General features: G+C 55.4%; 16 protein-coding genes. 8 read left to right on the forward strand and 8 right to left on the reverse strand.

Annotated elements, in window-relative coordinates:
* Positions 1-7: 7 nt before the first annotated feature.
* The 3 genes from VN12_RS14685 to VN12_RS14695 all read right to left on the reverse strand — a co-directional run bounded on the left by VN12_RS14685 (position 8) and on the right by VN12_RS14695 (position 3,407).
* Positions 8-1,411: a DUF58 domain-containing protein gene (locus VN12_RS14685; protein ID WP_146677534.1), complete on the reverse strand. Its 1,404-nt coding sequence runs from the start codon at positions 1,409-1,411 to the stop codon at positions 8-10.
* A complete protein-coding gene (locus VN12_RS14690) occupies positions 1,408-2,343 on the reverse strand; it encodes an AAA family ATPase (protein ID WP_146677535.1) in 936 nt (311 codons plus the stop codon). Before VN12_RS14690 ends, VN12_RS14685 begins: the two co-directional genes overlap by 4 nt.
* A gap of 224 nt (positions 2,344-2,567) precedes the next feature.
* Positions 2,568-3,407, reverse strand: coding sequence for a glycosyltransferase (locus VN12_RS14695; protein WP_146677536.1), 840 nt, complete (start codon positions 3,405-3,407; stop codon positions 2,568-2,570).
* Positions 3,408-3,619: 212 nt separating this feature from the next.
* On the opposite strand from VN12_RS14695, the gene VN12_RS14700 reads away from it, so the two are divergent.
* From VN12_RS14700 to pgl, 3 genes are read left to right on the forward strand one after another with little or no spacing between them, the layout of a single operon-like run.
* Complete coding sequence (locus VN12_RS14700) at positions 3,620-5,017, forward strand: enolase C-terminal domain-like protein (RefSeq protein WP_146677537.1); 1,398 nt, start codon at positions 3,620-3,622, stop codon at positions 5,015-5,017.
* 53 nt (positions 5,018-5,070) lie between these two features.
* A complete protein-coding gene (locus tag VN12_RS14705; RefSeq protein ID WP_240491157.1) occupies positions 5,071-5,799 on the forward strand; it encodes a DUF2293 domain-containing protein in 729 nt (242 codons plus the stop codon).
* On the forward strand, positions 5,777-6,535 hold the full coding sequence (gene pgl, locus VN12_RS14710) for a 6-phosphogluconolactonase (protein WP_146677538.1): 759 nt from the start codon (positions 5,777-5,779) through the stop codon (positions 6,533-6,535). Before VN12_RS14705 ends, pgl begins: the two co-directional genes overlap by 23 nt.
* A gap of 9 nt (positions 6,536-6,544) precedes the next feature.
* Here pgl and VN12_RS14715 read toward each other — a convergent pair whose 3' ends face one another.
* From VN12_RS14715 to VN12_RS14725, 3 genes are all read right to left on the reverse strand, one after another.
* Entirely contained in the window at positions 6,545-7,006 is a 462-nt protein-coding gene (locus tag VN12_RS14715; protein WP_146677539.1) for a hypothetical protein, read from the reverse strand.
* A 397-nt stretch (positions 7,007-7,403) separates the two neighbouring features.
* Positions 7,404-8,093, reverse strand: coding sequence for a phosphoribosylanthranilate isomerase (locus VN12_RS14720; protein ID WP_168164424.1), 690 nt, complete (start codon positions 8,091-8,093; stop codon positions 7,404-7,406).
* A gap of 346 nt (positions 8,094-8,439) precedes the next feature.
* Complete coding sequence (locus VN12_RS14725; RefSeq protein WP_146677541.1) at positions 8,440-10,014, reverse strand: FG-GAP repeat domain-containing protein; 1,575 nt, start codon at positions 10,012-10,014, stop codon at positions 8,440-8,442.
* Positions 10,015-10,316: 302 nt separating this feature from the next.
* Here VN12_RS14725 and VN12_RS14730 point away from each other — a divergent pair, with 302 nt between their 5' ends.
* Positions 10,317-11,870 (forward strand): c-type cytochrome, encoded by a 1,554-nt coding sequence (locus VN12_RS14730; RefSeq protein ID WP_168164425.1) that lies wholly within the window; start codon positions 10,317-10,319, stop codon positions 11,868-11,870.
* Positions 11,871-11,934: 64 nt separating this feature from the next.
* On the opposite strand, the gene VN12_RS14735 is transcribed toward VN12_RS14730, so the two are convergent.
* The gene (locus VN12_RS14735) at positions 11,935-12,300 is read right to left on the reverse strand and encodes a hypothetical protein (RefSeq protein ID WP_146677543.1); all 366 of its coding nucleotides are present in this window, start codon (positions 12,298-12,300) and stop codon (positions 11,935-11,937) included.
* Between the two features lie 12 nt (positions 12,301-12,312).
* Positions 12,313-13,389, reverse strand: coding sequence for a hypothetical protein (locus tag VN12_RS14740; protein WP_146677544.1), 1,077 nt, complete (start codon positions 13,387-13,389; stop codon positions 12,313-12,315).
* A gap of 281 nt (positions 13,390-13,670) precedes the next feature.
* Between VN12_RS14740 and VN12_RS14745 the strand changes: the two genes are divergently transcribed.
* The 4 genes from VN12_RS14745 to VN12_RS14760 are packed head-to-tail and all read left to right on the forward strand — an operon-like array spanning position 13,671 to position 19,855.
* Entirely contained in the window at positions 13,671-16,973 is a 3,303-nt protein-coding gene (locus tag VN12_RS14745; protein WP_146677545.1) for a hypothetical protein, read from the forward strand.
* On the forward strand, positions 16,970-17,815 hold the full coding sequence (locus VN12_RS14750; protein WP_146677546.1) for a hypothetical protein: 846 nt from the start codon (positions 16,970-16,972) through the stop codon (positions 17,813-17,815). Before VN12_RS14745 ends, VN12_RS14750 begins: the two co-directional genes overlap by 4 nt.
* A gap of 13 nt (positions 17,816-17,828) precedes the next feature.
* Positions 17,829-18,743 carry a hypothetical protein gene (locus VN12_RS14755; protein ID WP_146677547.1) on the forward strand — a complete coding sequence of 305 codons (915 nt, stop codon included), beginning with the start codon at positions 17,829-17,831 and terminating at the stop codon, positions 18,741-18,743.
* A 59-nt stretch (positions 18,744-18,802) separates the two neighbouring features.
* Positions 18,803-19,855: a squalene--hopene cyclase gene (locus VN12_RS14760; protein WP_240491435.1), complete on the forward strand. Its 1,053-nt coding sequence runs from the start codon at positions 18,803-18,805 to the stop codon at positions 19,853-19,855.
* Positions 19,856-19,882 lie beyond the last annotated feature (27 nt).

Below are 19,882 nucleotides of genomic sequence, written 5' to 3' on the forward strand. Positions count from 1 at the left end.
ATGGGCGTTACCCCGGGTTGGAGGGTTGGAAGTACGGTGTGATTTCCTCGTTCGCGACGTTGAGCCAGATTAGATTCTTCCAGAAGAGGATGTTGCGATCCTGGCTAGGCGAGCGAATGCTAGGAGCCATCGCTTGATGTTTGGGGCGGGTGCTAACGACGAGCAAATTCTCCACTCGTCGGTATTCACCTTCTAGCATCTCGAGAGCCAACGGAAGACCGTCGGTCTCGCCTGCGCGAGCCGTTCCTAGCCTGTCGAGCAAGGCGGTGTTCTGGGCTCGCGTCTGAATGCGAATCGCGATGGTCGGATCGCTGTCCGCGATGGCCAGGGTCAAGACGGCATTGTTGGAGGAGGCGATTTGGTTGGCGACGCTCGCCGCAAACTCGACCGCGAGGTCTTCAGTGCTCTCAAACTCTTCCCTTGTCATGCGGGAAGAGCTAGGGGGCAGACAGAGATCGAGGACCAAGATGAATTCGCGGCTATCAGACCTTTGAAACTGCTTCACCATCAATTCCCCCAAGCGAGCAGAGGAGCGCCAGTGAATCCACCGTGGACTGTCGCCAGGCTGGTAGGCCCGCAATCCAAAGAACTCCCCTTCGTCCGAAATCGATCGCGACTTGCGCTGTTGGACGCCAGTGATTTTTCCTTCAAAGAGCTCGAGCCATCCGGGAAGCAGGCGACCGATCGCAGGCTGCGCGATGAACGAAGCTGTGCTCGAGCTTTGGAGAAATGATCGCATCAGTCCGAGGGGGAATCGGGTGGAGATTTCTGTGTCCAGAAATCGATAGTTGCCACGGCGTTGGACAGTGCAGCGATATTTCTGTGATCGTTGTGCGTGAGGTGGAAGAATGGGGAACAGGAGTGCGATGGTTTGTGACACCTGTTTGGCGGTCGACGACTTCGGTGCAAAGACGATTCGCTCTTGAACTTGAACCAACCAAGCCCCAAGCCATCGCTTTGGATTGGTCACCTCCAATTCGACTTCGAATTCCTTGCGAGCCTGAATCGACTTAGGGAGCCTCCTAAAGGGATGCAGCCCGTAGAGCGTCTTGGCGCAGACCCGCCACTGGACAAGCATCAAGGCGAGAAGGGTACCCGCGAGGATGACGAGCAAGTTCACGTCGCGAAGGACCGCTCCGAGAACGATAAAGCAGATCATGAACGCGAACTGCCAACCCTCTCGCGTTAAACGGGTCGTGACCGGAGTTGCGAAACGCCTCGCTAATCGAATCGCGCGCCAGGGAGACAGAATCCACGAGCTCCAACCCCGCAGTCGCTCGGCGCCCGTTGCCGCTGCTTCCGCTGTCCTGGCATCCTGTTCCGAAGAAAGGGGGGCGGTTGCGTCGGTGTTGGAAACCGAATCGTCCGCCTTCTTGTCCGTGAACATCATTGAGCGTTCATGCCTGATCATAGGGGAACGTCGACATTGCGTAAGCACCGCTCGATGATTGCTTCCGCAGTCGAGCGTTCGCTGCCCGCCGTGAACCCGCGCGGCATGATCCGGTGGGCTAAGACAGGAATGGCCAACGACTTGACGTCATCGGGAACGACATATTTGCGACCGGAGATCAACGCATGCGCTTGCGCGGCGCGGTAATACGCGATCGTTCCCCGCGTGCTGACACCGACCTGGATCTCATTGCTGCGGCGCGTCTGCTCGACAATCTCGAGCAAGTAATCGATGACGGTGTCTTCGACGGTGATTGCACGAGATTGCTGTTGCAGCGTTTTGATTTCCTCGATGGATGCGACCGGTTTCAGCGCGTCGACTGGTTCACCGCTCTGGTGGGACTTTAGTACGTTCTTTTCGGCATCGCGTCCTGGGTAGCCCACATCGATTCGCATGATGAAGCGATCGAGTTGGCTTTCAGGCAGAACATAGGTTCCTTCGAATTCGAACGGGTTCTGGGTAGCGATCACCAGGAACGGATCGGGAAGCGGGTAGGTCTTTCCGTCCACGCTCGCTTGATGTTCACTCATCGCTTCGAGAAGGGCGCTCTGCGTTCGCGGTGGTGCACGATTGATTTCATCTCCCAACACAACATTGGCGAAAATCGGACCCGGGGAGAATTTGAATTCCCCGTTGTGGTAGATGCTGCTGCCGATAATGTCGGAGGGGAGAAGATCCGGAGTGAATTGAACGCGTGTGAATTTTCCGTCGATGCTCTTCGCAATCGCTTTCGCCAAGAGGGTCTTACCGACCCCAGGCACGTCTTCCAGCAAAAGATGCTCTCCAGCGAGCAATGCAATCAGAATGCGGCGAACCACTTCCTTTTTGCCAAGAACGACCGACTCGATGTTTTGTTCCAGTCGGGTTAGAACCGGAGGTATTTCATTGGCCATGCCATACCGAGGGGTAAGAGGAACCGAGCGAACGCGAAGGTCGACGCGGTGCAAGGGGAGCGATCTCGCTGCGGATTCGCTCGAAGGTGCCTCGATATTGTAGTGATTAAGTAAAGGAAGCGAAGAACCTGGTCAGAGTGCCGGTTGGTATAAGGTGTTGTTGTACAAGGAAGACTGACGTCATCGCCCGTCGTCATCGCCCCCTCGCCGGACCTTGGATTCCCCTAGGCCGCTGCCCGCGCGCGAGGTTCCGTTTCGATATCTTTTTCCGCGGAGGGTTCGGTCCAAGTTGGGTCATAACGAAGCCAATAATCTCGAACCCAGTCGACGGGACCGAAGCCGAATTTTCTTTTCGTTCCCCATCGGTAGTTGCCCAGTGGTACGACATCTACCGGACGCGGCTTGCCATGAAAGACCACAATCTTGGCCCGTTTGGGTTCTCGAATTCGCGGAATCAATCGATTCAGTGGGTAGTACTTCATGCAATGCCACTTGAAACTAGCCGTCCAAGAAACCGGCCAATACGAGCGCTGAGAAACATGCTCGGTTAAGAAGTCTTGGTCGAGCAAGTATCGCGACGGAATCGTCTTGTCCGCCATGAACTTCTCGTAGATGCTGGATTGCTCCCGCGGAATGAAGCCAAGTATCGAGCCTTGGACTCCTCGGTCGGGCCGCAGGGAAGATGGGAGCAGATTCCACAGCGTTGGGTTCCATTCCCGGAGAACATGGAGCCCCGGTTTGGAACGGATCTGTTCGAAGAACGGATCGAGACTGGAACGGACGAGTACATCGAGATCGAGATAGAGTGCGGGCTCATCGGGCGGTAGCATGCCAGGGGCAAAAATGGAGAGTTTGGGCCAGCAACCCAACTTTTGATGCGCTAAAGGGAGCCCCATGTCCGGCATCGGAATCCCTTCGATGTCCGAATCCAGCCCCTCCAAATTGTCCGTCACGCACACGAATCGATGCGGTCTATTCAAGTTCGCAGCGACCGCGTTCTTGAGAAGCCGAACATAGGACACCGGAAAGGCATCGAGCCAACGGGTGCAGACGACAGTGACCATGGTATTCCTTTACTTCGGCATCGATGATATCGCAGGAACATTATTCAAAAACTCAATGATCCCCGTCAACCTCGGTAGGCCACCACACCGGGGAATCATTGAGAATCCCCAAAGAAAATTCGTGGTTAGGGGTATCGAAACGGACTCTCTGGGCCGTATGCTACCGAATTCTGAACACTGGCCCGAGACCTCGATCTTTCCTGTTTTTTGCCATGTCCAAGTCGACCAAACTGACCATTGTTGAAGCGGAATCCGAGAAGTTTCCTTTCGTCTACCGGACTCCCCTGAAGTTCGGCGGACGGGTAGTCAAGGACGTGACGGTATTCCGCACCAGCCTCACGATCGAGGACAAGGCCAAGAAGAAGACGGCAGTCGGCATGGGGGAAATGACCATGGGGACCGCCTGGGCCTGGCCGAGCAAACAGCTCTCGCCGGAAATGGCGCTCCGAACCGTGATCACTTTGGCGGATCGGATTGTTCAAGCCCTTCCGGACCTGGAACCAGCCTCCCACCCGCTCCACTTCTGGCCGCAAATCAAAGCCATTGCAAAGGCCAAGGCCGCGGAACTGGTCGAAGCGATGAAGCTCACCGAACCCATTCCGGATTTGGCAATCGCCCTGGCGGCTTCGACTGCCGATATCGCTTTGCACGATGCCTATGGTCGATTGAACAACGCCAACGCCTTCGATTGCTTGACCCCCGAGCACATCGGAGGGGACCTGTCTACTTGGCTGGGAGAGGACTTCGTCGGCAAACACTTCCAAGATGCGATCTTGAGCAAGCCGACTTCGACACTCGCTCTTTATCACTTGGTTGGTTCGTTGGACCCGCTCTCCACAGCGGATCTGAGCAAGCCGATCGGGGATGGGCTGCCCGAAACATTGGAAGAATGGATCCGCACGCAGCACCTTTCGCACTTGAAGATCAAGCTGACCGGCCAAGACCTCGACGCCGATGTCGGACGGTTGGTCGAAATCGAGAGGATCGCGATGCGAGTCGCCCCAACCCGCATTTGGTCCTACTCAATGGACTTCAACGAAGCATGCGAGAACGAAGACTACGTGATCGATTTCTTGGAACGAATCGATCGGCTAGCCCGCGAAGCGATTGGAAAGCTCCACTACATCGAGCAACCCATGGGACGAGACCTTCGAGCCCGTAAAGAAGTCACCATGCACCGCGTGAGCCGACTCAAGCCGGTTGTGATCGATGAGTCCCTCACCGATTTGGATGCCTTTATGTTCGCCAAACAGCAAGGCTATTCAGGGATCGCTATCAAGGCTTGCAAGGGGCTGAGCGACTCGCTTCTGTTTGCTGCTGCCGCCAAGAACTACGGCATGAAGTGCTATGTGCAAGATCTCACCTGCGTCGGTGCTTCGTTCCTGACATCCGCCTCCCTGGCGTCGCGCATCGCGGGCTTGACCGCCGTCGAAGGGAATGGACGACAGTATTGCCCCGCAGGAAACAAAGATTGGGAGTCGCTTTACCGCCCCATGTTCAAAGTTTTAGGGGGAGTTGTGCCGACGGAACTATTGGGAGGCGTGGGACTCGGTTTCGCCTGGCCTCGCAATTTGCTTTCTAAAAAGTACGCGTCGCTCGCACAAGGCTAGGCAGCGAGCTGTCGCAAACTTGTGTTGACGCAATCTCAAAGAGCTTCATAAGCGTGGATTCCATACGTTCCTGTATTGTCGCACCCGGGAAGACTCCCGATACGGTCATTGCCCCGGATGGTGTCGTGATGAAAATCCCACCCGGATGGGAATTGCTCCCTCCAGGGGACGCCGGGTTGACTCGACGCGTTAAAGCGGCCACCGATACGTGGACCGTTCAAGTCAAAAAGGGACGGAAGCTCTTCTCTCAAGGCGTCTGGGCCGCTGCAAACGTCATAGCCGCCAAACGCGCGGAGCTGGAAAAGGAAAGGGCTACGGAGGCTTACGCCAAAAGGAAGCAATCCGATCTAGCTCGCCGCGAACGCAAGCAAGAAGCGTACGTGGAAAGCTTTGAAGCCACTGTTTTTCGCTTTCTCGATTTCCATCCCTGTCACCTTGATACGGCTAAGAATTTGGCCAAAGCCGTCTCCGACCATGCGACCCCAGTCGGTAGCGGCACCGTCGCAAGAACCGAACGAATCCCCATCGAAGAACGAGCCGAAGCTGCCGTAATCGCTTGGATGCGCCACCAAACGACTGCTTACGACAACATGAAAATTCCCCGAGTTCGTGGCGAGCGGCGCGAAGTCCGACGCATGCTCGCCCAACGCTCTCGACAGTTGCTAGAATCGTATCGCAAGGGGGAATCTGTCCCAGCCAAGAGCTGTCCTTTACAATCAGCCCTCCAACAGCCCCCCGCATACAACCACAACAGGTCCAATGTACCACCAAACGATTGTTAAAACGAACGCGGAGGATGTCGCGCTTGCTGCCAAGGATTGGTTGATCGAAACGATTCAAGAGTCTATCGCGACCCGAGGCTTTTGCAGTATTGCACTGTCCGGGGGTTCGACCCCCAAGCGTCTTTATCAACTGCTAGCGGAATCGTCGCTCGAAGAGCTGGATTGGTCGAAAGTGACGTTGATTTGGGGGGATGAACGCAACGTGCCACACGACCACGTTGATAGCAATTACAAAATGGTTCGCGAGGCATGGCTCGATCGCATCGATCCTCGCCACAGCCGACAACTTCCCCACGCATTCCCGGTTCAAATCTCCGTCAATTCCCCCGACCGAGCCGCAGCGGAATACGAACTCCAAATCCGTCGAGCGATCGACCCAAAAGGGGAATACACGAACGACTTCCCACCGATCGATATCATCTTGCTTGGCCTCGGAGACGATGCGCACACCGCATCCCTTTTTCCAGAAACCGATGCGCTCGAAGAGACGAGTCGACTGTTTGTTGCGAACTACGTCCCGAAATTCGCCGCCTATCGACTCACCCTAACCGCTCCGATGATCAACTCAGCGAGGAACGTCGCGTTCCTCGTATGCGGCATTTCTAAACGACCGGCCCTCGAGGTGGTTCTTCATGGTCCTCGCTACCCAAGCGAATACCCTGCACAACTCGTTGAACCGAAGCACGGTCGCTTACTCTGGTTCCTCGACTCTGCCGCGAACCCTGACCAATCCTAGACCTAGCGCCTAACGAAACGTTAGATAACCCGCTAAACCGACCTGGAACAAACTAACGCCGAACCCGACGGCATGCCCCATGTCCCCTTTCCAACGGACCAGCGCGTGGATCGTCGCAACAACGACACACGTTCCAACCCCCTTCAATATCAAAAACGGAAGAACGTCAGGGGGCTGGTCTAAATAATACATCGGTGCATCTTTTAGATTCATCAGCCAGCGTCCGACCGGATTGACCTCCATTTGTGGAAGTGAACTCGCGTACTTGATGGTGAGGAAGATGTCGTAAACGGCCACCGACGCAATCACACTCGCATAGAGCCAGCATGCTGTTGCCGATCGAAACCAAAAGGCCCGAAGCCTCCCGATCCACTCTCCAAGTATCATCGCTCCCTGCTCGTACCAGCCGTTCACCTCGGCCTGTAAGCCGGGATATTCCAACTCGACGGTACGGATACTAATGGTCTCCACAGTGTTCTCCTCGATGGAACGGGTCGCATTCGCAAACGAAGCGAACAGAATGCGATTCCTGTGCCACGGACCCCCTACCACACACCGCGCGAACTCCCTAGAAGCGTCAATACAGTCGAGAATAGGACTTAAGGGAGTTTTCAGTCCCTTTGAATGTGAATCTTTTTTGTTTTCTTCGTTTTCGTCGGGCCGAACAAGACTGCCGCCGATGCGCGGAAAAACAGCATGAGGAACCCTCCCTAAACTCACCACTCACGAAACCGCTGTCGAGTAGTGCGGTAGAAGGGCCCTTTTAAAGGAGTTTAGAACGGCGTTAGAAGGTTTGGTCGAGGCGAGGCAGGGATGCTCGGATTTTGCGCAGGGTCGAAATGGCCTCATTAGGCGGCACGGCTGCTCGTTATGCCCAAGCCTTCCGGGCAGCGGCCGCGACGGCGGTCATCTTCGACTGGTCTTTGCGACCGGGTGAAGACTCGATTCCCGATGCTAAATCGAGCCCATCGGGATTCACTGTTCGAATGGCTTCCTCCGCGTTCTCAGGAGTGATTCCTCCTGCCAACAAGAAAGGAAGCCCCAGGAAAGCCTCGGGCCGTGGGGTGAGCAAATCCCAACGTGCTCGTTTTCCGGTTCCCCCACGTTGGACCGGGTCGTGGGCATCCACCAAAAAACCGAGGATTCCGATCTGAGAGGCCCATTCGCGGCACCTCTGTGCATCCTGCGGAAATTCAGCCCCTCGCCATGAAACGGCGCGAAGGATAGGAATGGAAGCCAGCTCTGCACGCGACCGGAACCGATGAAGGTATTCCAACTCTTCGTCCCCATGGAGTTGCACCACATCGATCACGTCGTCCGCTACAAGCCGCGCAATGACCTCGGGCGACTCGTCCACAAATACCCCTACCCGGAGCACTTTCCCTTTAGCACGGCGAGCGAGATCGGTCGCTGGAGCAGGCGACAAGAAGCGAGGGCTTTTGGAATAGAAGTTCAGCCCGATGGCATCGATACCGCAGCGCAGGGCATTCTCCAAGTCCTCGGGGTGTGTGAACCCACAGAACTTGAGTCTGGGAAAGTCGATGTTCGTCCGGGTCATGAAACTTGAATGATTTTGGGGAGGCTCGTTAGAACCGGAATTGGGCACTAAAAATGATCCACCGAAAGGATATGGCCGACAAGTAACCATACTCCGAAGAAGAGAGATGCCATCACGGTATTCAGGATTTCGACAGACATAGGGTCGGACCTTTCCACGCAGCGTCGAGGCTGCTCAAAAAGTGAGGAACCGCCCATCCTTAGACTTGGAAGTCCGCAACGGTAGCGGACCTTTCGCGTGCATGCGAGCGATTCTCATCGGCTCATTCTCCCCCATGCATGAAAAATTTTCTTCTCGCCCGACTCGCTTCGCTAGTCCCTAAACTCGATGGGGATCTGTAGGGGATCTAAGGTTTTTGCCACCAAAGCGTCAGCCGCGGAGCGACTTCATTCGGGGCGAACAGAAGCGATCCAATCGCGAGATCGAGTCGCCCGTCGGAGTTGAAATCCGCAAGCTCTATCGTTGCGTGACGAGGAGGATCCAAACTCAGACCTCGCGGTGTGAACTGCTCCTTTCCATCGTTTTCGAAAATCACGATGGCGGGATGCGATTCCCTTCTCAGTCGTTCCGGTTTGACGGAAGCAGGTAAATTGGCAACGGCGACAATATCGACATCGCCGTCCCGATCCATGTCCCCTCCCTTCGCAGCGTACGCACCCAACAGAGACGCGATCCGATGGTACTTGAACCGGAGCGATCCCAAATTCTCGAGCCAACCAACCCCATGCGAGGCATTGGCAAAGTTGTTGTCAAAGGAATCGCCGTTGCAAAGCAAAATATCCATGTCGTTGTCCCGGTCCAAGTCGACGAGTTCCATCCCTACCGAACCAAACGCTAAATCGTTCGCAGTCCATGCGGTGGTGCGCAAGAACTGGTCTCCCTGCCGGCGATAGATTTCCACCGCTTCGCTCTCTTGAGTGATCAAAGCGGTAATATCGAGTTGGCCATCCCCGTCCCAATCGTGGAGCTCGACGCGAACCGCGCCGGGGCGAGGGTCTAAAACGATCTTCTCGTATTGCATGCCCCCTGATTGGGTAGAGATGTTCTTGAGCCAGAACAACGAGCCAGTGTCGCGATGACCAAACTCGGCGACGACGAGATCGGGCATGCTACTCCCACCGAGATCGCCGGCTGCAACATCGGCGACGCGGCCGACATTCCCCGCAATCAATGCAGGCTTGAATCGATCCGCCGAGGAATCCCGAAGCAACGTCGCAACTTTGCCTAGTCCATGGTCATACGGATAGAGGCTGCCGAGATCGGTGACGAGAATGTCTTGCCTTCCATCCTGATTCAAATCTCCCATTGCGACTCGCGCGGGGTTTTGTGCCCGAAACAGGAGCTTCCTTTCCGATCGACCCGGCGATGGGGTGATCAGATTGATGCTGCCGTCCCGACAATCGGTTACCAGCAGCCGACCCCCACCCGTTAGCTCCCCGTTTCCTTCCCACGATTCGACCCAACGTATGGATGCGATCCCGGGGGGGATATAGGTTTCGTCCTTCCAATCCAACTTGTCGATTTGGAATCGATCGAACCATCTCGCTTCGAGCTTAAGCGACGGTTCCAGCGGAAGAGATTCCGGCGCGCGCTCTCGGTAGTAGCGAACAACCTCTTCTATTACGGGCAGCTGCAAATCGGTTCGGCCCGATCGAGCGTAAAACTCAAAACCCTTTCGAACTTCCTCGTGCCACACGTCCCGCTCGAAACTTTTCGGATTGGGAAGAGCATGGCAATCGCTGCAAAACCGCTCGATCCGCTCGATGGACGCCTCTGCCTCTGACTCCTTTTCGTCCGGAGCAAAGTGGACCGCACTCAACCACGCGGAAGTCGGATGGCCCAAGGAACCGATGCAGAAGAAAAAGAAGATACGCGAGGCGTTTTTCCATGACCGACGGGACCAATAGTGGGTGACGTTCATGAAGCCGTTCTCGGGAGAGGGTTTTCGTCCAGTGTGCGTTGCATGTTGGTTGTTTGCATTTCGCCCGGTGACAGAAAGCGAAGGGTTAGGTCTTCATCACCGGGGGTTTCCCCATCCCGTTCGCACGATGCCTTCTTATTGCGTAACGATGGGAACGGTTCCATTCTATCCCGCTCGGCGACACAATGTTTAACCGCCAGCGGATTGGCTATACTGATGCTCGATCTGATGAACGATTCCTTTGGGAACGGACAAAGAGAAGGGGCATTCCTGGGGACCTGGACTCGCACTTGGATTGGTATATGTCGAGCGATCGGTGTTGGTCGAACGAAGCGGGATGGTCGATGAGCCAATGCGTCATCGTTTCGATGTTTGCCCTGGCAGTTCTAGGGTGCGTCCGGAATTCGACAGAGACGGTTCCTGAGAAAGCCCCCGCACCGACCCCTGAAACGGCTTGGGCTCCACCAGATCTATCGAGCGCTTCGCTGGACGAGCAGATCTCTTTTTGGAGCGTCGCGAGGAAAGAGAGTCCAGGAAACAAGGAGTTCCTCACGCAGTATGCGAGAACCATGCGAGCCGTCGGACGCAGTTCCGAAGCCATCCAGTCGCTGACCCAGGAGGATCTTGAACAACTCCCTGCACTAGAGCGGGCTAGCTTGTTTGCAGAAGCCGGCGAATGGACTCGAGCAAAAGATACGATGCGTGAAGAGGGATTGCTGGCAGTGTCCGCGCACAAACCGGCGATCGATAGCTTGTTTCAACATGTGCTCCGAGGGGATGGTTCGAAGGCTTATGACCCTACCGACGATGTCCAACTCGCGAATTTGATCCTGTCCTTCACAGGGGATCGAAGCAGTGGTGGAGCGATTCAGAATCTCCAGCTCGATCGCGTGGCGAGAATCCGTCGTATCGCAGACTTGCAAACGATGCAGATGATCGCGCCTAAGGAAGCAGCGATTGCGACAATGCTTCGCGCCGTCGAGGATTTGCAAAAACCTTTCTTGGACTCCAAGTTGCTCGAAACACCAACGCCGTCGGAAGGAATGGCTGATACGGCGCCTAGAGATGGTCGGCTCTTCCGAACGCACTGCGCTGCGTGCCATGGAATCCAAGGAGATAGCAAGGGAACGGCCTCAAGGTTTCTGGAACCCCAAGCTCGCAACTTCCTGAAAGAGCCGATGAGGTACGTCTCGGGAATTCGATCGTTGGCCACCGACGAAGATCTGAGAAAGACCATTGCAGAAGGCTTGCAAGGGGTTTCGATGCCGGGATTTTCTCAGCTCCCTCCCGATGAAATCGATGCGTTGGTACGGGAAGTTCGAAGATTGCAGCGGGTTGGATTGGAGGTCGCTTTCAAACGCAGATTGCAATTGGATGAAACTACCTCTGCGGGTGAGACGAGCGCGCAGGCATGGATCGAAGCCCGTTGGCGCGACGTCGAAGCACTGCCCATACCTACTTGGCTGACGGCATCTTCGATCGCATTGTCGTCAGACGATACAGGGGAGATAAAACCCGCGCAGCTTTCTGCCGGTGCAGAGCTTTTTCGAAAGTTTGCTTGCCTCAACTGCCATGCCGGGCATGACTCCGGGCCTATTACTTCGACGCAATTCAACGATGCCATAGGAAGAACGATTATCGCGCGTCGATTTCAGAACGAACCGATGCGCCGGGGGACGGACCCCATTGAATTGTATCGGCGAATATTCCTGGGAATCCCCGGAACGCTTCACCCCAAGGTCCTGGGAGAACTTTCCGACAAAGAGACTCGCGCGCTGATCGACTATGTCATCGCACTGGCGAAAACAGCTCCGAGTTCTGGGACCAACCACAACCGCCGCTACCCTTCTTGGTAGGTCGTTGGTCCTTTCCAAATGGAGGAATGATTATCGCTGATCGATTATAAGTTCCTGACATCCCTCATCTCAATCCTTCTATCCCGTTCCAACTCACATACGCTTGCTTGGCATTGTCAAAGATTCGCAACTGCTGATGGACGTCGTCGCAGGGAGACCCTGCCAGCACTCCAAAGAGAGCCAGCCAATCCTCGGGTCGCGCGTTCCCTTTGAGGTCCAAGTATTCGATGCGGTCGTCACGATCGTACACCATACCATCGATTTGCGCACGGACTTGATTCGGTTCTGAAACGATGGACCAGACGAACGAGCCATCCATCTCGAAATACATGCCGGGCCAGTCCGAAACCGATTCAGCAAACTGCTCGAAAGTGACGGAGAAGCGGCTCCCTTCCGTCGGGTAGACATACCAGTGTTGAAAACCAAGCATAGGGAGAGGTGGTTATTTTGGATTGGTCGCAAGGCGTTTGAAGTACGCCTCAATGACGTCACGGTAATGACTGGGCAAGTCCTTGGTCATGTTCTGCAACGCCTCTTGCCGCTGCGCGGGAGGGAGATTTCCCCAGCCCGAACTGTTGCCCACATCTTTGGAATCGACCTCGCCAGGCCCTTTGACCTCGGCGATCTCGGATTGATCCATCGGTTTCGAGGAATCGTTTTGTTGCTGCTGTTTTTGCTTTTGTTGTTGTTGCTGCTGTTGCTGTTGCTTCATCTGCTGTTCGATTTGATCGATACTCTTTTCCAGCTTATCGATGATTGCCTGCTGCTTATCTCGAACGAGTTTGCCGGTTCGACCATGTGCCAATCGTCGTTCGACGTCATTCATCAACCGGGAGATTTCGTCGAGCGAATCTTCCTTGAGCGGTTTGATGTCCGCTTCCATCAATCGCGCCGTGATGGCGTAGCGGGTGGGCAAATCGATTTCGCGTTCTAAGAGTTTGCCAAGTGTTTCGACGCATGCGTCCCGTTGGAGCAGGTGGTGTTGGCAGACGGCCAAGTGGAACAGCAGCGTCGATGGATCGCTCACGGCGTCCAGCGGAAGCATCTCGAGCTTCACAATGGCTTCGTCGTACAAGGCATTTTGGACGCAACTACGGCAAACCAGAAGTTGCACATCGGCTTTAAGCCAATCGGGAATGCCGCCGTTGGCAAGAACGGAGCTGAGTGCTTTTTCGATATCGGGCAAAGTCTCCGCGGAAACGACTCCGTTCAGTTTGGTAAGCAACGTTTGGATCGAGGGATCTCGCTCGGCGGCAGCCCGGACAATCCCTTCGAGCAAGGCGATGCCGCGAACCGATTCCAATTCGGCGTTGAGCAAGTTTCCTTGGGAAGGGTTGGGGAGGGCTTTCTCGCCAGGGGAAGCATCCAAGAAGCGGCCGAGATTGCTCAGAACTTGGGCATTGTTCGGCCAGTTCCAGCTAGAAGCTTTTCGTAGGGCGCTATCGGAGGTCCATCCAACAGGGGCCCCTCCTGCAAAAACGAGGAGCATGGCCAACGCGTTCGAAATGGACACTCTCATTCGACACCTGCTTCCTGGAAATTCCGATCCTGGCGACCTGTGGCTAGCCGCCCCGTCCCTACTATACTGCCCTGAAACCGACCAGCCTTCCGTTCGTTGCAAAAATTGGGCCAAGATCTTCTCAAAAATGCGGTCGGCTACGTCTATACTAGGGAGCTGACTCGCCGGGGTAAATTGCAACCCGGCCCCTTCCCCACGAAAAGGTCCGCTTCGAGTGGCCTTCGGCGATCCTCCCCGCAGACTCGCCGGTTCGATCCCTGTTGAGTGCAAATGGTTGATGGATGGACAGTAAGCGCGTGATCGAATTGCCCGTCTCCCTGCTGAAGCAGATGAGCGAGTATCGCCAAACTGTCCGGCGCATCAAGCTTGGGGAGTCCATCGCAGCTGCCAGTTTGATCGTGCTAGTTTCTTACTTGGCCGTGTTTTTCTTAGATCGCTTCTTGGACACACCGTTCACGCTCCGGTTCGCATGCTGGTTGATGGCGGTTGGCGGTATCGCCGCGTTTCCTTGGGCGTGCTACCGCTGGATCGTTCACTTGTCGACTTGGGAATCGGTTGCGCGATTGCTCAAACGAAGGCAACCGGCACTCGGCGATTCACTGTTAGGTGTCCTGGAGCTTGCCAAGAATCATCAAGAACAAAATCGTTCACCGGTGTTGTGTCAGGCGGCTCTTCATCAAGTCGCGCAATCGGTCGCGAAGCGAGATTTACTCGTCGAGCTCCCTCCGTCCAAGCATCGGGCGCTCGGAGGCTTAGCTGCAGTGGCTGTCGTATTGGGGGCCTTTGTACTAGCGACAGTGCCAGCCGCGGCTTGGAACGCTGCATTGCGATTCTCGCTTCCGTTGGCCCATATCGATCGCTACACCTTTACCAGTCTCGAAGAGGTCCCCGCCCGGTTGGTGGTTCCTATCGGAGAAGAGTTCCCCCTTCAGCTTAGGCTTGCCTCGGAGTCGCGTTGGACTCCCCAAGAGGGACGTATTCGGCTTCAAGGCCAGGATCCGTTCTCAGTGGGACTCGACGAAGGACGCTACTCATTCTCCGTTCCGGCACAATTAGAAAAGACGTCGATACAAGTTGCGATTGGAGATGCTTCCCCCTCCATCGATGTCGAGCCGGCGCCTCGTCCCGAGCTTCAAAGTTTAGTCGCGAACATCCGACTTCCATCGTATCTAGAAATTGCCTCACCGATCGAGAAGGATATTCGGGGAGGGGTTATCTCTTCCGTTCGCGGCTCTACGATTCAATTGCTTTCCAAAACCAACAAACCGCTCTCCTCTGCCCAAGCCAACGCACTGCCCCTTCCCATCCGCGATGGAGCGTTCGCGATTCCCGATTATGTCGTCTCGGAAACCACTATATTGGAACTCCGTTGGCGCGATATGGATGGCCTGGAAAGCCGGTCAGCGTTTCCACTTTTGATCCAGTCGGTCGAGGACGAACCACCTTTCGTGTTTGGTGACGGACTGCCCAAATCCAAGGTGGTCCTGGATTCCGAGCAAATTCAATTCCAAGTTCGCGCAATGGATGACTTTGGGGTAAGACGGGTCGGACTTGTTTGGAAAGCGATAGAGGAACAACTGGTAGCACCGGAGAATCCCGTTCCTTCCGGATCGGAGATGTCGGGTGAAGTGATGCTCGCCAAGGGAGGACCTACTCAGTCTTCATTGGATGCCATGGCGGTCTTTCAAGCGATTGCGATGAATATCCCTGCCAAGGCCATCGAGGTTCGATTGTTTGCCGAAGACTACCATCCGGAACGAGAACGCGCTTATTCCTCTCCCTGCGTGTTTTACGTTCTCAATCCCAACGATCACGCGATCTGGATTCTCGATCAAGTCAACCGTTGGCAACGTGAATCGTTGGAGGTGCGAGATTGTGAACTGCAACTGCTTGCGATCAATCGCCAGTTGCGAGATCTGCCAGAATCGGAGCTTGGACAAGAAGCGACGCGCAAGCGATTGGAAGAACAGGCTTCGGCAGAGCAGTCCAATGGCCGACGATTGAACAATCTCACAGCGAAGGGGGACGAGCTTCTGCGCCAAGCGGCTCGCAATGCAGAGATCGATCCTAATCAGCTGGAGACTTGGGCGCAAATGCAGCAAGTCCTTAAGGATATCGCTTCGAATCGGATGCCTTCCGTCGCGGATTTGCTCAAGCAGAGCGCTCGGGCGAATACAACCGCCGGACAGGAATCGAAGGAGACTGCATCGAACAACACGCCGACGCCTCAAGTTGGCAAAACTCAAAATGGAGATCCTGCTGGCGAATCGGGTGCGGACGAGGAGAAGCAATCCACTGCACCTAAGTTGAACGACCAGGAAACGTCTCAGCAGCCATCCGGTCCCGAGGGAGAAAAAGGGGGTAAGTCTTCTGCAAACAGCCCCGCGGCCTTGCGGCTCCCTTCGACCACCTTGATGGGGTCCCAAGGGGATGCTCAACCAGAGGAGGAGGGACAAGAAGCGACGCCGGTCGAGCAAGCGGTGGAAGAACAGGAAGCACTGCTCGCCGAGTTTGAAAAGGTTGCGGATGCCTTGAATAACGTCATGGGGAATTTAGAGGGAAGCACGCTAGTCAAACGACTGAAGGCCGCATCGCGAGAGCAACTTGAAATCGCAGAGGGCACAAATCGCGAGCTTTCGGAAGCTTTTGGATCGACCACCGCACGATTGACATCCGAGCAAAGAATGCGACTCGAAGGGCTCAGTCAACGGGAGTTGCAAGCGTCCGAGTATGTGGCAACGATCGTCGATGATATGCAGGGATTTCAGGAGCGACGGCCTTCTCCTCGGATGGCAGACGTCGTGGAGGAAATGAAGGCAAAAGATCTGCTCGGCAACCTACAACGCCTCGCTCAACGTATGACGGCTCAGCAAGGACTAGCGATCGCGGAAGCGGAGTACTGGTCCGATGTCCTCGATCGATGGGCGGAGGATATCGTCGAATCCGCAGCGAAAGGGGAGGGGCAAGGGGGCAAGAAGGGTAAGAAGTCGCTTCCCCCCGCACTGGTGCTCGAGGTTATGCAAGTCCTGGAGCAAGAGATGAATTTACGCGATAGAACTCGCGTCGCTGAGCAATCAAAAGAGGCGGCGACGGCGGATGACTATCGGGCGATGGCGAACGAACTGACGCAATCTCAAATTTTGCTCCGTGAGCGAATCGCCTCCACACGGCAAAAGATTTCCGAGCTTCCCGACGCGCAGGCTGAGTTCGAGCGAGAGCTAGGTCTCCTCACACAAGTCGATGCGGTCATGCAGGAAGCCGCCGGGATTCTAAGCAAACCCAGTACCGGACGCGAAGCGGTCGCAGCGGAAACCGAAGCCATTGAGCTGCTGCTGCAAGCCAGACGCTCAAGTCCCCAAAAATCAGGAGGGGGAGGAGGAACCGACCCGGGAGGCGGAGGGGGGGGGACCACCGACGAAGCGGCAATCGCGCTGGTGGGACCCGGGGTGAACCCTAACGAACAACGACAGGAAAGGAACGTTTCGCAAGAAACCGGCAGCACTGGAACCGGACTGCCGGAAGAGTTTCGAAGCGGATTGGACGAGTATTTTCAGCGTTTGGAAAGCAAGGGTCCATCGCGATGACTACACCGCGACTTGCACGCCGGCATCGCGACAATGCGACCTTTGGGATCAGCTGGATGTCATGTTGCATACCGGTAGTAACGACATTCTGTCTAGAGTCGACACTCCAGGCACAGGAAGTTCGGGTCCGCGCAGATGGTGTCATCATGGCTGCGGGAGAAAACTTCCCCAACAAAATCGATCGAGATACGGCGATGGCACAGGTGCGGGGCCTGGTTCAGAACGAGTTGCGAATCCTTGCTCGAACATGCGATCCCACGGAGTCGCAATCCCGCACTTTGTTAACGATCATCGAAGAAGAATGGAGAACCAAATCGGCTCGCGAGGTGGCGAAACGATTGCAGTCCCACGTTCACGGGACCATTGACTTCGACGGAATAGTCGAACGGTCCATGCAGGATTGGGTGGCCAAGACTTTGCTTCCCGAACAGTCGGCAAAATACGAGGAGGAGTTAAGCAACCGCCTCGCGGCCCGGCGCGAAGCATTGATCGAACAAATGCTCGTTTGGCTTCATGACAAATTGCAGCTGTCCAGCGGTCAGCAAGAGAGTGTTCGCAAGGTACTGGAGGAGAAATGGAAAGATCGATGGTTTCGGTCGATCGAAGGGGTCTACGACAATGAGACATTGCTGCCGGAGTTGAATCGCTCCTGGTTGGATACGATCCTGACCGAGGCACAACGCAACGCGCTGGCCATACGTACCCCTCTTCAAAGGTCTCCAAGCTACTCGCTCGAGTACCCAGTTCACCCGCTGGATGCACCGCTTCGACTTGGAAATGCCATTAGCGATCCGCGACGAGTTTCGCCGACACAGCCTGTTCCCTCCGAACCATCCAAATAGAGGGAACCGTCCTATGGAATCGATCGATCGAATATGGCTGGCATTGAGGCGACTGTCCGCTCGTTTCCTGTTGGTTCGGCTCGCTTTGATTGCCGCCTCCCTGGTCGCAGCGGGCGGTTCTGTTTGTTTCTCGCAAGCAACCCAAGACTCCAAACCAGCAGATCCACCCAAAACAGAAATTCGCAAGGAAGCGATTCCTCGCATTCAACCCCGTCGCCTACCGTTGGTCCCTGCTGTCCTTCAAGCGCGCATGCTGCAAAATGCCGACAACGGTGGGCTCACTATTCATGGAAAATTGAGTCGAGCCGAATTGGAAGAAATGCTTTACGGATTGCTAGGAGGTTCGCGTCAAGCGTTTCGCCGACTGCGTCGAGAAGCGATCCAACGGTCCATCGATCGAGTCGACCAAGTCTGCAAATTGAACGATTCCCAAAAGGAGAAGATCGATGGCTCGATCGAGATCGATATCGCTCGCATTGAGTCGACGATCACCTCTCTGCTCAGCGAAATCCGAGAGGATACCCCGCCCGAGAAGAAGCAAGCCATCTACAACAATGCTTGGCAACGCTTGCGAACCATGCAACAACAAGACACGCTCGACCAAGATGCCCTGTGGAAAAAAGTCCTTCATGCGACCTTGACCGCGGAACAGCAAAAGCAGCTTGACGAAGACGAGAAGCGAGTCGAGGCGACGCGGGAGCGGTCAGGCAAATACCGTTTGCTCTTGTTGGTGCAGCGCAAAGTGGGACTGACCACTCCAGATCGACAGCGTCTTTTAGCCTTTTTACTGGACCCGAAACATTCTTCGATCCAGTCGGTTTCTACACTGTTCGAAGCGTTGAGCGAGCTTTCAGATTCCCAACGCAATGCCATTCTTTCCGAAGAGACCTTCCAAGCGTGGAAGCAACAAGCGACGGCTCGACCATGATTTTTTGCGACTCACGAATACCTTGGATTGACTCCACACAGACCCATCCCAAAGGATGGGTGTGGTTGGCGATTTTGTTATTCATCTGCTGGGGGACCATCGCATCGGGACAGACCCCCTCGGCATTACGACGGGAGAACCCGGTCCAAGGGCAAGGGGTGTCGCGCGAAGTACGAGATATCTATGAAAAGGGATTGGATTGGCTCATCACGAGCCAAACGCCCGATGGTGCGTGGCCTTCGCCCAACAATCCTGGTCCCGGTCCAACGGGCCTTTGTGTGATGGCTTTCCTAGCCTACGGCGAAGATCCCAATTTCGGAGTTCATGAAACTCCAGTGCGCCGTGCTGTTCAGTCCTTGATACGCGAACAAGATCCGAAGACCGGTTATTTGGGTGGGAGTATGTATCACCACGGTTTTGCAACCCTCGCGCTAGCCGAAGCCTACGGGGCGATGGATGAGAAACGATTGTGGGATGGCGCAGATACTCCGGTTGACCGACGGCGTTCGATTGGTCAAGCCCTCGAATTGGCGGTGCGAACGTCGATCACCAGCCAAGACAAAAATAGCACGGGCGGCTGGCGATACGCCCCGAACTCCACGGACGCCGATACCTCGGTTTCCGGAGCCATCCTCGTTTCTCTCCTCGCAGCGAGGAATGCAGGGATCGAGGTACCCGACAAGAACATCGATCGAGCCATTTCATACTTTACCAGTATGACTTCGAAAAGCGGGCAAGTTGCTTATGCGGGTGGATTGGGTGGCTACGATGAGTCGCAAGCTCGCGTGTCGATCGCAGCCCTCGTCTACTCGATCGCAGGCCGCAAAGATTTGACCGAGTTCAAAGCCTGCACAGCCTTTCTCAAAGCCAAAGATGCGATCAAAGTCGGTGATCACTATGGCGAGTATACGGCCTACTACAAAGCACAAGCACTATTCCAAGCCGACATTGAGGCTTGGGAGAAATGGAACAAACTGCTGATTCAAGAACTCCGCCAAAGTCAAAAGTCTGACGGCCGATTCGATGGTAGCTTCGGCCCCAACGTCGCGACCTCCCTGTCGCTTCTATCCTTGGCACTCAACTTTCGATTCCTTCCAATTTACGAGCGCTAGACTGCATGATCCCCCTCCGCTGCGCCG

Source organism: Pirellula sp. SH-Sr6A (assembly GCF_001610875.1).
Lineage (GTDB): Bacteria > Planctomycetota > Planctomycetia > Pirellulales > Pirellulaceae > JBKCUI01.

What these genes read in the sequence shown, in the direction of transcription:
- VN12_RS14685 (WP_146677534.1), bottom strand. Translation starts at nt 1,411, where the DNA reads ATGATCAGGCATGAACGCTCAATGATGTTCACGGACAAGAAGGCGGAC.
- VN12_RS14690 (WP_146677535.1), bottom strand. Translation starts at nt 2,343, where the DNA reads ATGGCCAATGAAATACCTCCGGTTCTAACCCGACTGGAACAAAACATC.
- VN12_RS14695 (WP_146677536.1), bottom strand. Translation starts at nt 3,407, where the DNA reads ATGGTCACTGTCGTCTGCACCCGTTGGCTCGATGCCTTTCCGGTGTCC.
- VN12_RS14700 (WP_146677537.1), top strand. Translation starts at nt 3,620, where the DNA reads ATGTCCAAGTCGACCAAACTGACCATTGTTGAAGCGGAATCCGAGAAG.
- pgl (WP_146677538.1), top strand. Translation starts at nt 5,777, where the DNA reads ATGTACCACCAAACGATTGTTAAAACGAACGCGGAGGATGTCGCGCTT.
- VN12_RS14720 (WP_168164424.1), bottom strand. Translation starts at nt 8,093, where the DNA reads ATGACCCGGACGAACATCGACTTTCCCAGACTCAAGTTCTGTGGGTTC.
- VN12_RS14725 (WP_146677541.1), bottom strand. Translation starts at nt 10,014, where the DNA reads ATGAACGTCACCCACTATTGGTCCCGTCGGTCATGGAAAAACGCCTCG.
- VN12_RS14730 (WP_168164425.1), top strand. Translation starts at nt 10,317, where the DNA reads ATGTCGAGCGATCGGTGTTGGTCGAACGAAGCGGGATGGTCGATGAGC.
- VN12_RS14735 (WP_146677543.1), bottom strand. Translation starts at nt 12,300, where the DNA reads ATGCTTGGTTTTCAACACTGGTATGTCTACCCGACGGAAGGGAGCCGC.
- VN12_RS14740 (WP_146677544.1), bottom strand. Translation starts at nt 13,389, where the DNA reads ATGAGAGTGTCCATTTCGAACGCGTTGGCCATGCTCCTCGTTTTTGCA.
- VN12_RS14745 (WP_146677545.1), top strand. Translation starts at nt 13,671, where the DNA reads ATGGACAGTAAGCGCGTGATCGAATTGCCCGTCTCCCTGCTGAAGCAG.
- VN12_RS14750 (WP_146677546.1), top strand. Translation starts at nt 16,970, where the DNA reads ATGACTACACCGCGACTTGCACGCCGGCATCGCGACAATGCGACCTTT.
- VN12_RS14755 (WP_146677547.1), top strand. Translation starts at nt 17,829, where the DNA reads ATGGAATCGATCGATCGAATATGGCTGGCATTGAGGCGACTGTCCGCT.